Origin of the sequence: Rhodovastum atsumiense, from assembly GCF_937425535.1 — a bacterium.
Lineage (GTDB): Bacteria > Pseudomonadota > Alphaproteobacteria > Acetobacterales > Acetobacteraceae > Rhodovastum > Rhodovastum atsumiense.
The window spans coordinates 3,049,455-3,063,413 of the sequence record NZ_OW485601.1 but is presented as its reverse complement, the minus strand read 5'-3'; the positions used below and the strand labels follow the sequence as shown (position 1 = coordinate 3,063,413).

Sequence of the window (13,959 nt, the reverse complement as noted above, 5' to 3'; positions counted from 1 at the left end):
CCCCGATGTCCGATGATCCCGCCACCGCCTCCCCGGAAGGAGGCAGACCCGACACGCGCCCGCTCGCCGGCCGCATCGCCCTCGTGACCGGCGCGAGCCGCGGCATCGGCGCCGCGGTCGCGATCGAACTCGCCCGCCGCGGCGCCCATGTGGTGATCACCGCGCGCACCGAAGGCGGGCTCGAGGAAACCGACGACACCATCCGCGCCGGGGGCGGCAGCGCCACGCTGCTGCCGCTCGACATCAAGGACGGCAGCTCGCTCGACGCCCTGGGGCCGAGCGTGTTCCAGCGCTTCCGGCGGCTGGACATCCTGGTGTCCAACGCCGGCAGCCTCGGCCAGCTCACGCCGGCGCCGCATATCCTGCCCAAGGATTGGGACGACGTGGTGGCGGTGAACGCCACTGCCACGTGGCGGCTGATCCGCAGCTGCGGGCCGCTGCTGCAGGCCGCCGATGCCGGGCGCGCCGTGTTCGTCTCCAGCGCGATCGTGCTGCACCCGACCGCCTACTGGGGCGCCTACGGGGCCACCAAGGCAGCACAGCACCATCTGGTGCGGAGCTGGGCCGAGGAAACCCGCACCACCCGCCTGCGCGTCAACCTCGTCGATCCCGGCCCGGTCGCCACCAAGATGCGCCGGAGCGCCTTCCCCGGCGAGGACGCGTCGAAGCTGCCGAAGCCGGCCGATATCGCGCCGCGCATCGCCGACCTCTGCGGGCCGGGGGAAACCCGGCACGGGGAAATGATCCGGGTCAGCCCGGTCCCGGCGTAAGCCGTCGGGGCGCTGCCCCATAGGCGTTAGGATATTCTTGCGCTGAGGGGTTTGGCTTATTTTATGAGGGAGATGCAGACATTTGCATCTCCCCATGCGGATGACTGGGCCTTGGTTCGGTCGCGGTTGCCGCGCGATCTGGATCTGTCGCGATTGGCGCGTGAGACGAAGGCGCTTCTCCGGCCGCGCGGTGTGCGGGATGCGGGATGCGGAGAGCTTGCTGCGGTTGGCGCTGGCGCGCGGTCCGGGGGGGCTGTCGATCCAGGAGACGGCGGCCTGGGCTGAGTTGGTGGGGGTGGCCCAGCTGAGCGGCCCATCGCTGCACGATCGGTTGCATCAGTCCGTCGATTTTCTGCGGGCGATCGTGAGGTCTCAGCTGGAACACGGCCGGTCGGCGCACTCACCGCTGTGGGCCGGGCGACACCTGCGCATTGTCGACAGCACCAGCCTCAGCCAACCTGGCAGCAAGGGGACCGATTGGCGGGTGCACGCGGTCTACGACCTTGCCGCGGGCGGGTTTACGCATCTGGAACTGACCGATGCCAAGGAAGGCGAACGGTTCAGCCGAGGCGCTCCGGTGCCGGGTGAACTCCGTCTGGGCGATCGTGGCTTCTGCAATGGTCCCGAACTGGCGCGCTACCTGCAGCAGGCTGGCGAGGGGGGCGCCGATTTCATCGTCCGCATGCGCTGGAACACCTTGCCCCTGCGCGATGACACAGGGGATCCCTTCGACCTGATCCGCTTGCTGCAGCAGATTTCCCAGCCGGGCGAGGTAGGCAGCGTTCTCGTCAACGCTGTGACGGGCCGCGATCGCCCCCTGCTGCCGTTGCGGGTGGTGGCGCTGCGCCTGCCCGCAGAAAAGGCCGCGGCCAATCGCAAGCGCTTGTTACAGAAAGCCAGCCGCCAGCAGACCACGCCCGACCCCCGCAGTCTCATCGCAGCGGAGTTCCTCATCCTGGGCACCACCCTCCCCAGCGAGATCCCGGCCACGGAAGTGCTAACCACCTACCCGCTGCGCTGGCAAATCGAACTCGCCTTCAAGCGGCTCAAATCGCTGCTGCACATCGACCGCCTTCCAACCCACACCCAGACCGGCGGACAGGTTTGGCTCCATGCCCATCTCATCCTGGCGCTGCTCTGCGACACGGTGAACCGGGATTTCCTGGCCTTTTTCCCCTCAGGACCTCAGTGAAGCCAACGCCGCCCCATCCTTGTGGCGCAGCTCCAAAATGGTCCTGCGCACGTTGCTCCAGGCCGTGCTCGGTGCCATCGGGCTGCTCAAGCTCCTCGCCAACGCCGCCAGCGTCCATCGCAAACTCGCCGATCCCCCACGACGCCGACAAAGGCAGGTCAATTATGCCCCACAGGCGCTATCCTAACGCCTATGGGGCGCTGCCCCGAACCCGGCCAGGAGGCTTCGCCTCCTGGACCTCCACCAAGGGCCATCGGCCCTTGGAACCCGATTTTCTGTGCCGCGCAGCGAGAATGGGATCCAAGGGCCTTGTGGCCCTTGGCAGGTCCAGGGCGGAGCCCTGGCCTTTCTTCGCTTACTCTGCCGGCGCCGGCACCGCCCTGACGGGCGCCTGGGCCCGTGCGGTCCCGCCGCACAGGATACTCAGCATCAGCAGCACGGAGACCAGCACCAGCACGCCCATCGGGTAGCCCTGGTCGATCAGGAACCCGAACGGCGCCGGCGTCACCGCCGCGCCGAGCGGCAGCCCGGCCGAGACGAAGCCGAACACCTTGCCGATCTGCCCTGGCGGCGCCGCGTCCTTGACCATGATGTCACGCGGCGTGCGGCTGGCGCCGAGGGCAATGCCGGAGACGAACAGCAGCGCCAGGATCACCGCGTCGGGCAGGCGCAGGACGGCGATCGCCAGCACCAGCACGGCCGAGACGGTGGTGAGCACGGCGGCGAAGGTCAAATGGCGCTTGATCCGGTCGGCCGCGTAGCCGCCGATCAGGGTGCCGCCGGTCGCCCCGATCATGTAGCCGGTGAGCGCAGTCGATGCGAGGGCGAGGTCCATGCCGCGGGTCTGGTGCAGGATGGTGATGATCCAGGCCTGGATCCCTGCCCCGGCCATCGAGCCGAGCATGAAGAAGCCGAAGAACAGCAGCATGGTGCGCGAGAGCAGCAGCTCCCGCCCGGACATGGCGGGCGCGTCGTCGTGCGGACGCACCTGGTCGACCAGGAAGCGGCTCTGCAGCAGGATGGTGACGACCAGCGGGATGCCGAGCAGGCCCACCACCATCAGGGCGCCGCGCCAGCCGATCGCCTCGGCGAGCGCGATGATCACCGGCGGGCCGAGGGCGAAGCCGAGGTTGCCGTTGAAGGTGTGCAGCCCGAAGGCGCTGCCCATGCGGTCCTTGGACACCGAGCCGGTCAGGATGGCGTAGTCGGCGGGATGGATGACCGAGTTGCCGACCCCCGACAGCGCGGCGAGCACCAGGATCTGCCAGTAGGCGGTGGCGAAGCCCATGGCGGCGATGGTCAGCGTCATCAGCAGGGTGCCGCCGACCAGGAAGCGGCGGGCGCCGTAGCGATCGACCAGGAAGCCGACCGGGGTCTGCAGCACCGCGGTGATGCCCGACATCAGCGTGACCGCGAGGCCGAGCTGGGCGTAGCCGACATCGAAGGCGGGCCGCCAGTAGATGAACATCGGCGGCAGGCAGAGCACGTAGAAATGCGACAGGAAGTGCCCGGTGCCGATCAGGGTGTTGACGCGGGTGTCGCGGCTGAGCATGCGCGGGCCTTCCGACTGTTGCACCCACGATGGCGGGGAGAGGACCGGGAGGTCAACCCGCCATGGGCTGCAGGCGTCGCGCCGGCGCGGAGGATGCGGCCGGGGAAACCGGCCGCATCCGTCCTGAAGTGTGGCTTACGCGGTGCGGTCTCCGCCGCCGTGCAGCGCCGCCTGTGCCGCCGCCAGCCGCGCCACCGGCACGCGGTACGGGCTGCAGGAGACGTAGTCGAGCCCGACTTCCTCGCAGAAGAAGATCGAGGCCGGATCGCCGCCGTGCTCGCCGCAGATACCCAGCTTGAGGCCCTTCTTCGTGCCGCGGCCCTTCTCGGCGGCGATGCGCACCAGCGCGCCCACGCCGTCGATGTCGAGCGAGACGAACGGATCCTTCGGCAGGATGCCCTGCTCGACATAGGTCGGCAGGAACTTGCCGGCGTCGTCGCGCGACAGGCCGAAGGTGGTCTGGGTCAGGTCGTTGGTGCCGAAGCTGAAGAAGTCGGCGACCTCGGCGATGCGGTCGGCGATCAGGGCGGCGCGCGGCAGCTCGATCATGGTGCCGACCGTGTACTCCAGCGTCACCCCGGTCTCGGCGAACACCGCCTTGGCGACGCGCTCGACCTGGGCACGGGTGATGTCGAGCTCAGGCTTGGTGCCGACCAGCGGGATCATCACCTCGGGCACCGGGGCGTGGCCGGTTTCCTTGGCGACCGCGATCGCGCCCTCGAAGATGGCGCGGGCCTGGGTCTCGTAGATCTCGGGGAAGGTCACGCCGAGGCGGCAGCCGCGATGGCCGAGCATCGGGTTGGCTTCCGCGAGCTCGATGGCGCGGCGGCGCATCGCTTCCGTGTCCGTCCCCAGCGCCTGGGCAACCTCGGCCAGTTCGGCGTCACCGTGCGGCAGGAATTCATGCAGCGGCGGGTCGAGCAGGCGGATGGTCACCGGCAGGCCGGCCATGATGCGGAACAGGTCGACGAAGTCCTGGCGCTGGAACGGCAGCAGCTTCGCCAGCGCGGCGCGACGGCCGGACTCGTCGGCGGCCATGATCATCTGCCGGACCGCGCCGATGCGCTCCGGATCGAAGAACATGTGCTCGGTACGACAGAGGCCGATGCCCTCGGCGCCGAACTTGCGCGCGGTCTCGGCATCGAGCGGGGTCTCGGCGTTGGCGCGCACCTTCAGGCGGCGGAACCCGTCGGCCCACTGCATCAGCGTGGCGAAATCGCCCGAAAGCTTCGGCTCGATCATCGGCACGGTGCCGAGGAACACCTCGCCGGTGGCGCCATCGAGGGTGATGACCTCGCCCGCGTTCACGGTACGCCCGCCCGCCGTCAGCGTCTGGGTGCCGTAGTCCACCGAGATGCCGCCGGCGCCGGCCACGCAGGGACGGCCCATGCCGCGTGCCACCACGGCGGCGTGGCTGGTCATGCCGCCGCGGGTGGTGAGGATGCCACGGGCGGCATGCATGCCGTGGATGTCCTCGGGGCTGGTTTCCACGCGCACCAGGATGACCGCCTCGCCCTTCTGGGCGCGGCTTTCAGCCTCGTCGGCGCTGAACACAACGATGCCGCAGGCGGCGCCGGGGCTCGCCGGCAGGCCCTTGGAGAGCAGGGTGCGGTGCGCCTTCGGGTCGAGGGTCGGGTGCAGGAGCTGGTCGAGCGAGGCGGGGTTGACGCGCAGCACCGCTTCGCGCCGGTCGATCAGGCCCTCATTGGCCATCTCGACGGCGATGCGCAGCGACGCCGCCGCGGTGCGCTTGCCGTTGCGCGTCTGCAGCATGTACAGCTTGTTGCGCTGCACCGTGAACTCGATGTCCTGCATGTCCTTGTAGTGGCGCTCAAGCGTGGCGCGGACATCCAGCAATTCACGGTAGGCCTGCGGCATGGCCTCTTCCATCGGCACTTCGCCCGGCTTGGCGCGCAGCTGCGACATCGGCTGCGGCGTGCGGATGCCGGCGACCACGTCCTCGCCCTGCGCGTTCACCAGGTACTCGCCGTAGAACACGTTCTCGCCGGTCGAGGGGTCGCGGGTGAAGCAGACGCCGGTGGCGCAGTCATTGCCCATGTTGCCGAACACCATGGCCTGGACGTTCACCGCGGTGCCCCAGTTGGCCGGGATGTCGTGCAGGCGGCGATAGGTGTTGGCGCGCGGGTTCATCCAGGACCCGAACACGGCACCGATCGCGCCCCAGAGCTGCTCGGCCGGGTCCATCGGGAACGGCTTGCCGGTCTCGGCGGCGACCATGTCCTTGTAGCCGGCGACCACGCGGTGCCAGTCCTGGGCGGTCAGCGCGGTGTCCTCCACCACGCCGCGATCATGCTTCGCCGCCTCGATGATCTCCTCGAAGCGGTGATGATCGACGCCGAGCACGACGCTGCCGTACATCTGGATGAAGCGGCGATAGGAATCCCAGGCGAAGCGGGGATCGCCGGACATCTCCGACAGCCCTTCGACGGTGGCGTCGTTCAGGCCGAGATTGAGCACGGTATCCATCATGCCCGGCATGGAGACGCGCGCGCCGGAGCGCACGGACACCAGCAGCGGCCGGTGGCGGTCGCCGAAGGTCAGGCCGACCGCCTGCTCGATATGGGTCAGGCCGGCCTTGACCTGGTCGGTGAGCTCGGCGGGGTAGTTGCGGTTGTTGTCGTAGAACGCTGTGCAGACTTCGGTGGTGATGGTGAAGCCGGGCGGCACCGGCAGGCCGATGCTGGCCATCTCGGCGAGGTTCGCCCCCTTTCCACCGAGCAGGTTGCGCATGTCCGCGCGGCCCTCGTTGCGGCCTGCGCCGAAGCTGTACACCCACTTGGTCATGGCTGGTTCGGCCTCCTGTTCAACCTTCAATCTTTGAAAAATCGGCCGCCCGATTCATGGCGGCGCGCATGCGGGAGAGCAGTCGGAGACGATTGCGGCGTAATTCCGGCAGCGGATCGTTGACGGTAACCTTATCGAAGAAGGCGTCGACGGAGATGCGCAGTCCGGCAAGCGATTCCATTGCCCGCGTGAAATCTTCGCGGGCGAGGGCTGCAGTCACGTCGGGGTCGGCACGATCGAGGGCGGACGCGAGCGCCTGCTCCTCGGGGGCAGTCAGCAACGCCGTGTCCACCGCGCCGTCATGCGGGCCATCCTTGCGCTCTTCGATGCGCAGGATGTTGGCGGCACGGCGACAGGCGGCGAGCAGGCTGCCACCGGTCTCGGTGCCGACCAGGGCGGTGACGGCATCGGTGCGGGCAAGCAGCCGCACCAGGTCGTCATCCAGCCCGGTGCCGAGCACCGCCGAAAGCACGTCGTGACGCGCGCCCTCGGCCCGCAATTGTACGCGCAGGCGCTCGGCGAGGAAACCGAGCAGGTCGTCAACATCGACCGGAGCCGGCTGGCCTTCGCCGGCGGCGGCGATCAACTCGCCAAGCCGCAGCCGCAGCCCCTGCTCGCGGACAATACGAATGACGCCCAGCGCCGCCCGGCGCAAGGCGTAAGGATCGCCCGAGCCGGTCGGCTTCTCGCCGATCGCGAAGAATCCGGCAAGGGTGTCGAGCTTGTCGGCCAGCGCCACGGCGATGCCGACCGGCGCCGCGGGGACGGCATCCTTCGGTCCCTTGGGCGCGTAGTGGTCGCGGATGGCATCCGCGACCGCCGGATCTTCATTGTCGTGCAGGGCGTAGTAGCGGCCCATCACGCCCTGCAGCTCGGGGAACTCGCCGACCATGCCGGTGGTCAGGTCGGCCTTGCACAGCAGCGCCGCCCGCTGCGCCAGGGCGGGGTCGGCGCCGACCAGCGGGGCGATCACCCCGGCCAGCCGCACCAGCCGTTGCACCCGCGCCCCCTGGGTGCCGAGCTTGGCGTGGAAGGTGATGCCGTCGAGCGCTGCCACCCGCGCGTCCAGCCGGGTGGTGCGGTCGAGGTCCCAGAAATGCCGCGCATCGGCGAAGCGGGCGCGCAGCACCCGCTCGTTGCCGGCGACGATGGTGCGTCCGCCGTCGCTGGCGATGACGTTGGCGGCGAAGGCGAAGCAGGGCGCCGCCGCCCCCTGCCCGTCACGCAGCGCGAAATAGCGCTGGTTGACGCGCATGGAGACCTGCATCACCTCGGGCGGCAGGTCCATGTAGGCGGCATCGATGGCGCCGAGCAGCGGCACCGGCCATTCCAGCAGGTTGGCCACCTCGTCGAGCAGGCCGGCATCCTCGACCACGCCCAGGTCGCGCGCGGCGGCCAGGCGGGTGATGCCCTCCCACACCGTCCGGCGACGCTCCTCGGCCGCAACGATGACGTGATGATCCCGCAGCGCGTCGCGCCATTCGGCGCAGGACGCCACCGGGAAGGCGCCGGGGGAAAGGAAGCGGTGGCCTTCCGTCAGGTTGCCGCTGACCAGGCCATGGCCGTCATCCTCGCCCTCGCGCAGGTCGAAGGGCACCACCTCGCCGTCGAGGATGCACAGGATGCGCCGCAGCGGGCGCACCCAGGTGAAGCTGCTGGTGCCGCCCCAGCGCATGGATTTCGGCCAGGGGAAGCGGCGCAGCAGCCCGGGCAGCTCGCGCGCGATCAGGTCGGCGGCGACGATGCCGGGCACCACCCGGTCGAGCACCCAGAAATCGCCTTCCTCGCGCAATTGCTCGCGCGTGGCGCCGTGCTTGCGCAGGAAGCCGGCAAGCGCCTGTTCGGGGGCGTTGCGGCGCGGGCCGCGCTCGCTGCTGCGGCTTTCGGCGACGCCGCGCGCCACCGAGGCGGCGATGGCCAGGCGACGCGGGCCGTGGAAGGTGGCGATGTCGGCGGGCGAGAGGGGCGCGAGCGCCTCGGCCACGAGCCGGGCGAGATCCTCGGCCGCCCGGGCCTGCATGCGGGCGGGGATTTCCTCGCTCAGCAGCTCGAGGAAGAATTCGGGCATTACTGATCCTTGCGTGCCGGCTCGACGGTTATCTGGGCGGGATGCCTGGGCGCGGTCACGCCGTCTCTCCGGCAAGCCAGGTCTCGCAGCAGCCCTTGGCGAGGGCGCGCACCCGGCCGATGTAGCTGGCGCGTTCGGCCACGCTGATCACGCCACGGGCATCGAGCAGGTTGAACAGGTGGCTCGCCTTGATGCACTGGTCATAGGCGGGCAGCGCCACCTTCCGGGCCAGCAGGGCGGCGCATTCGCGCTCGGCATCCTCGAAATGCCGGGCCAGCATCGCCGTATCCGCATACTCGAAGTTATGGGCGCTGTATTCGCGCTCGGCCCGCAGGAACACGTCGCCGTATTTGACGCCGCGGCCGTTGAAGTCGAGGTCATAGACGTTCTCGACGTCCTGCACGTACATGGCCAGGCGTTCGAGCCCGTAGGTCATCTCGAAGCTCGGCAGGTCGGTCGGGATGCCGCCAACCTGCTGGAAATAAGTGAACTGGCCGACCTCCATGCCGTCGCACCAGACTTCCCATCCCAGGCCCCACGCCCCGAGCGTCGGGCTTTCCCAGTCATCCTCCACAAAGCGGAAGTCGTGGCGCAGCGGATCGAGCCCGATTTCCCGGTAGCTATCCAGCAGCAATTGCTGGGCATCTGCCGGGCTTGGCTTGATGATCACCTGATATTGATAGTAGTGCTGCAGGCGATTCGGGTTTTCACCGTAACGACCATCCGAAGGGCGACGGCTGGGCTGCACATAGGCGGCCGCCCAGGGGCGCTTGCCCAGTGCGCGCAACGTGGTCGCCGGGTGAAAGGTGCCGGCCCCCATTTCAACGTCGTAGGGCTGCAGGATGACGCAACCCTGTCGCGCCCAGTAGGCGTGCAGTCGCAGAATCAGATCCTGGAAGCTCGGCGGGGCCGAACCTGGCTGGGCGTGTGTGTTGGTTTCCATCCGTATGCCGGCTGACGCGGTCGTGTGAGGGGGGGCACCATAGGGGCCGGGATCGATCGTAACAAGAATACCCGAACGCATCGGCCATGCCACGGACGGGACGGGACGAACCCGGCCCGGGCCGGCGACGTTGACCCACGATGCCCCGGCGCCGGCACGGACCGCCGCGGGACGTCGTCCGACCAGTATGCGAGACGGGCGTCGGTTACGGCAAGTTGCGACCAGTGACAACGAGTTACAGGGCAGATATTTTCCCGGCAATCAACGAAATCCCGCCCTCGTCTGTCGCGGGTTTAACTTGAACGCGCAATGGCCACGCCCCACATCGGACCGGACGAAAACAGCTTCATCCCGAAGCCGGACACAGCCAGGAGTCTCGGAGAGACCCAATGACGAACGAGGAACGCGACCTCATCACCCGCTTCATCCAGCGGGTCGGCGGCGCCCAGCCCGGCGGCGGGTTCGCGGCCGGGGCCGGCGGACAGCAGGCGACCCCGCCGCTGCCCCCCGTCGACCGCGAGGCCGACGCCCTGATCGCCGATCTGTTCCAGCGCAGCCCCGAAGCCCGCTATCGCATCACCCAGATGGCCTTCGTGCAGGAACACGCCCTGGTCGAGGCCTCGAACCGCATCCAGCGCCTGGAATGGGAACTGCAACAGGCGCGCCAGCAGGCGCAGCAGGCCCAGCAGCAGCAGCAGCCGGCCGCCTCGCCCTGGGGCCAGCCCCAGCAGCCGCAGGAATCCCGTGGCTTCTTCTCGGGCCTGTTCGGCGGGGGCCGCTCGGCGCCGCCGCAGGGGCCTCAGGGACCGCAGCAGCCCTATCAGCAGCAGTACGCGCCCCCGCCCCCGCAGCCGCAGTACCCGCCGGGCTATAATCCCGGCATGTTCCAGCAGCGCGGCTCGGGCTTCCTCGGCAGCGCCCTGACCACCGCGGCGGGCGTGGCCGGCGGCATGGTCGCGGGCCATGCGCTGATGAACCTGTTCTCGGGCGGCAGCGGTGCCGCGACCCATGCCGCGTCCTCGGCCGCCAGCGGCTTCCTGCCGGCGGAAGGCGCGAGCCCCTGGAGCACCCCCACCGCCGCCACCCCGGCGACCGACCCGTATGACGCGGGCGGGGCGGAAAAGAGCGTGGCCGACAACTCCGGCTGGTCGAGCGGCGGCCAGCAGGCCGGCTGGGACCAGCCGGTCGCCGACCAGAGCTGGGACCAGGCCAGCGCCGATGACTCCGGCTGGTCGGACGGCGCCGGCAGCGACGACGAGTGGACCTGATCCCCGTCATCCTGACGAACTGACACGCCGGCCCGGGGCCCTCCCCGGGCCGGTGGCGTTTCAGGCGGCCGGCAGGGTCATCCAGGCAGGCGGGCGCGGCGTCAGCCGGGCCGGGCCACAGGTCAGGGAGCCAGCGCCGAGCGCCTCCAGCCGCAGCAGCGCCAGCCCGGCCATTCCCTGGCCACTGCGCATGACGCCGACCTCCGCCCCGTCCCGCAGCACCGGCGTGCCGGGCTCGGGCAGCGCGCCCTCCACCGCCACCGGCACCAGCCGGCGCTTGACCAGGCCGCGGTATTTCGTGCGCGCGGTCAGCTCCTGGCCCATGTAGCAGCCCTTGCTCCAGGACACGCCCTGCAGTTCGTCGAAGCCGGCCTCCAGCAATACCGTCTTCTCCGCTTCCAGGTCGTCGGCCTCGGGCAGTCCCAGGGCAAGCCGGTGCGCATCCCACGCCGCCGCGCCGGCATCGCCCGGCAGCGGGGCGGGGGCCAGCACGCGCCAGCCCGCCTCCGGCAGACGGGGATCCGGGGCGATCAGCGCATCGGACGGCAGCGACGGCCTGCCCTCCCAGGCCACGTGCACCGCCAGGTCCTCCGAGGCATCGCGCAGGCCGACCCGCGCGCGCAGCCGAAAGCGCGCCAGTCGCGCCAGCAGCATCGGCACCTGGGCGCGCACGCAGTCGAGCAGCAGCCGCGTGCCGTCGTCGAGGATGAAGAAATCCGCAAGCCACTTACCTTGCGGCGTCAGCAGGGCGGCCCACACCGCCCGGCCGGGCGCGGCCTGGGCCACGTCGTTGGAAACCAGGCCCTGGAGGAAGGTCACGCGGTCCTCGCCGCCGACTTCCACCACGCCGCGAGAGGACAGATGCGCGAGACGGGTCATGGCAGGGACATGGGAAGCGGCGGGAGCGTGGCAAGACAGAATGGTTTGCGGGTGCTATCCAGCTCGGGCCATGGCCCCTGTCACTGCCCGGATTCGCCCCTGATGTGCGGCATCGCCGGCATCCTCGCCCTTCCTGACGCGGCGGCACCGCAGACCGGTGTGCTGGAAACGCTGGCCCGCGCGCTCGCGCATCGTGGCCCCGACGGATCGGGGCATGCCGTGGTCGGGCGGGTCGCGCTGGTGCACACGCGGCTGGCCATCATCGACCTCGCCGGCGGCGACCAGCCGCTGTTCGCCGGCTCGGCGGCGCTGGTCGGCAACGGCGAGGTCTATAATTACCGGGAATTGCGGGCGGAGCTGCCGGACACGCGCTTCGCCACCCACAGCGACAACGAACCGCCGCTGCACCTGTTCCTGCGCGAAGGCGCCGACTTCGCCCGGCACCTGCGCGGCATGTACGCGATCGCCATCCACGACCGCGCCGCGCGCACGGTCTGCCTGTCGCGCGACCCGTTCGGCATCAAGTCGCTCTATACCGCCGAGACACCGGCCGGACTGGCCTTCGCCTCCGAACCGCGGGCCCTGCTGGAGGCGGGGCTGGTGGCGCGGCGGCTGCGCCCGGCGGCACGCGACGAGCTGCTGCAGATGCAGTTCACCACCGGATCCGAAACGATCTTCGAGGGCATCCGCCGCTTGCTGCCCGGCGAAACCCTGGTCTGCGCCGATGGCCACGTGCTGGAGCGCCGGCGCATCGCGGCCTTGCCCGAAGGCGGGCCGGAGGAGATCGACGAGGACACCGCGCTGCGGCGACTCGACCGGGCGCTGGAGGAAAGCGTCGACCTGCACCAGCGCAGCGACGTGCCGTACGGCATGTTCCTCTCCGGCGGCATCGACAGCACTGCCATCCTGACCATGATGGCGCGGCTGAACGACCAGCCGGTGCTGGCCTACACCGCCGGCTTCGACGTGCCCGGCGCCGCCGACGAGCGCGCGCCGGCGGCCGAGGTGGCGAAGGCGCTCGGCGCCCGCCACGAGAGCATCGAGGTGAGCGAGGCCGAAGTCTGGCGCCACCTGCCGGAGATCGTTGCCTGCATGGACGATCCGGCGGCCGACTACGCCATCATTCCTACCTGGTTCCTGGCGCGGCGGGCCCGGCAGGACGTCAAGGTGGTGCTCTCCGGCGAGGGCGGCGACGAGATCTTCGCCGGCTATGGCCGCTATCGCAGCGTCGCCCGGCCGTGGTGGCGCGGCGGGCGGGTGATGCGCGCGCGCGGCACCTTCGACCGGCTGGACGTGCTGCGCACCCGCCCCGCCGCCTGGCGCGACGGCATCGCCGCGGCGGAAGCCGGGGCCGCGGCGGGCGGGCGCACCCGCATCGCGGCGGCGCAGGCGACCGACATCGCCGACTGGCTGCCGCACGACCTGCTGCTCAAGCTCGACCGCTGCCTGATGGCGCATGCGGTGGAGGGGCGCACCCCCTTCCTCGATCCCGGCGTGGCGGCGGCGGCGTTCCGCCTGCCCGACGAGTTGAAAGTCCGGCAGGGCCTGGGCAAGTGGTTGCTGCGGCAATGGCTGGCCCGGCACTGCCCGGCGGCCCGGCCCTTCGCGCGCAAGCAGGGCTTCACCGTGCCGATCGGCGCCTGGATGGCGGCGCGCGGCGACCGGCTCGGGCCGCTGGTGGCGGCGCAGCCGGGCGTGGCGGAGATCGCCGAGCCGTCGCGGGTCTGCGCCCTGTTCCGCAGCGCCGCCGGCAAGCGCGAATCGGTCGGGGCCTGGCACCTGCTGTTCTACGCGCTGTGGCACCACACCCACATCATGGGGCTGTCGCCCGGCGGCGACGTGTTCGAGACGCTGGCCGCCTCCCGCTGAGTGAAGCTGGTTGACATGGCCCGACCTCACGTACAGATTTCTGTACGTGAGGAGACACGCAGATGCCCCATGTGCCCTATACCGAGCTGAGGCAGAACCTGTCCCGCTACATGGACGAGGCAATCGAAAGCCGCGTGCCCATCACGATCACCCGGCAGGGCGGCAAGGGCAACGTGGTGCTGCTGTCGGAAGAAGAGTTCGAGGGGTGGATGGAGACGGTCCACCTGCTCCGCAGCCCCGCCAATGCCCAGCGGCTGCTGCGGTCCATCGCTTCCGTCGAGGCCGGGGGCGCCCGGGAGCGGGACATCATCCCCGCCACCGGACCACGGGATTGAAGGTCCATTTCAGTGAGGAAGGCTGGGAGGATTACCAGCACTGGTGCCAGCACGACCGGACCGTGCTCGACAAGATCAACGCCCTTATCGAGGACACAAGGCGGCGGCCTTTCACCGGCCTCGGCAAACCGGAACCGCTGAAAGCCGCGCTATCGGGGTGGTGGTCCCGCCGCATCACCGGCGAGCATCGGCTCGTCTACCGCGTTGCCGGGGCCGGCGCCGAACAGCGCATCGAAATCGTCCAGTGCCGGTACCACTATTAACCGAACCGTCAGCAG

11 protein-coding genes are annotated in these 13,959 nt (G+C 70.0%); 6 read left to right on the top strand and 5 right to left on the bottom strand.

What is annotated here, in order from left to right; genetic code table 11:
* Positions 1-5: 5 nt before the first annotated feature.
* Together NBY65_RS13845 and NBY65_RS13840 are read left to right on the top strand one after the other, a co-directional pair.
* A complete protein-coding gene (locus NBY65_RS13845; protein ID WP_150040603.1) occupies positions 6-770 on the top strand; it encodes an SDR family NAD(P)-dependent oxidoreductase in 765 nt (254 codons plus the stop codon).
* A 199-nt stretch (positions 771-969) separates the two neighbouring features.
* Entirely contained in the window at positions 970-1,962 is a 993-nt protein-coding gene (locus NBY65_RS13840) for an IS4 family transposase (RefSeq protein WP_250265676.1), read from the top strand.
* A gap of 355 nt (positions 1,963-2,317) precedes the next feature.
* Here the strand turns inward: NBY65_RS13840 and NBY65_RS13835 are convergent, their stop codons facing one another.
* The 4 genes from NBY65_RS13835 to NBY65_RS13820 form a co-directional block, all read right to left on the bottom strand.
* A complete protein-coding gene (locus NBY65_RS13835; RefSeq protein ID WP_150041983.1) occupies positions 2,318-3,514 on the bottom strand; it encodes an MFS transporter in 1,197 nt (398 codons plus the stop codon).
* Positions 3,515-3,649: 135 nt separating this feature from the next.
* Entirely contained in the window at positions 3,650-6,319 is a 2,670-nt protein-coding gene (gene ppdK, locus NBY65_RS13830) for a pyruvate, phosphate dikinase (RefSeq protein WP_150041984.1), read from the bottom strand.
* A 19-nt stretch (positions 6,320-6,338) separates the two neighbouring features.
* Complete coding sequence (gene glyS / locus NBY65_RS13825) at positions 6,339-8,387, bottom strand: glycine--tRNA ligase subunit beta (RefSeq protein WP_150041985.1); 2,049 nt, start codon at positions 8,385-8,387, stop codon at positions 6,339-6,341.
* Between the two features lie 55 nt (positions 8,388-8,442).
* Positions 8,443-9,330: a glycine--tRNA ligase subunit alpha gene (locus tag NBY65_RS13820; RefSeq protein WP_150041986.1), complete on the bottom strand. Its 888-nt coding sequence runs from the start codon at positions 9,328-9,330 to the stop codon at positions 8,443-8,445.
* Positions 9,331-9,719: 389 nt separating this feature from the next.
* Here NBY65_RS13820 and NBY65_RS13815 point away from each other — a divergent pair, with 389 nt between their 5' ends.
* Positions 9,720-10,598 (top strand): DUF2076 domain-containing protein, encoded by an 879-nt coding sequence (locus NBY65_RS13815; RefSeq protein WP_150041987.1) that lies wholly within the window; start codon positions 9,720-9,722, stop codon positions 10,596-10,598.
* Positions 10,599-10,658: 60 nt separating this feature from the next.
* On the opposite strand, the gene ygfZ is transcribed toward NBY65_RS13815, so the two are convergent.
* Positions 10,659-11,477, bottom strand: a complete 819-nt coding sequence (ygfZ, locus tag NBY65_RS13810; RefSeq protein WP_150041988.1) for a CAF17-like 4Fe-4S cluster assembly/insertion protein YgfZ — start codon at positions 11,475-11,477, stop codon at positions 10,659-10,661.
* A gap of 102 nt (positions 11,478-11,579) precedes the next feature.
* Here ygfZ and asnB point away from each other — a divergent pair, with 102 nt between their 5' ends.
* The 3 genes from asnB to NBY65_RS13795 all read left to right on the top strand — a co-directional run bounded on the left by asnB (position 11,580) and on the right by NBY65_RS13795 (position 13,944).
* Positions 11,580-13,346, top strand: a complete 1,767-nt coding sequence (asnB, locus tag NBY65_RS13805; RefSeq protein ID WP_150041989.1) for an asparagine synthase (glutamine-hydrolyzing) — start codon at positions 11,580-11,582, stop codon at positions 13,344-13,346.
* A gap of 62 nt (positions 13,347-13,408) precedes the next feature.
* Positions 13,409-13,681, top strand: coding sequence for a type II toxin-antitoxin system Phd/YefM family antitoxin (locus NBY65_RS13800; protein ID WP_150041990.1), 273 nt, complete (start codon positions 13,409-13,411; stop codon positions 13,679-13,681).
* Positions 13,678-13,944 carry a Txe/YoeB family addiction module toxin gene (locus NBY65_RS13795; protein WP_150041991.1) on the top strand — a complete coding sequence of 89 codons (267 nt, stop codon included), beginning with the start codon at positions 13,678-13,680 and terminating at the stop codon, positions 13,942-13,944. The genes NBY65_RS13800 and NBY65_RS13795 overlap by 4 nt, the downstream gene beginning before the upstream one ends.
* Positions 13,945-13,959: the final 15 nt, after the last annotated feature.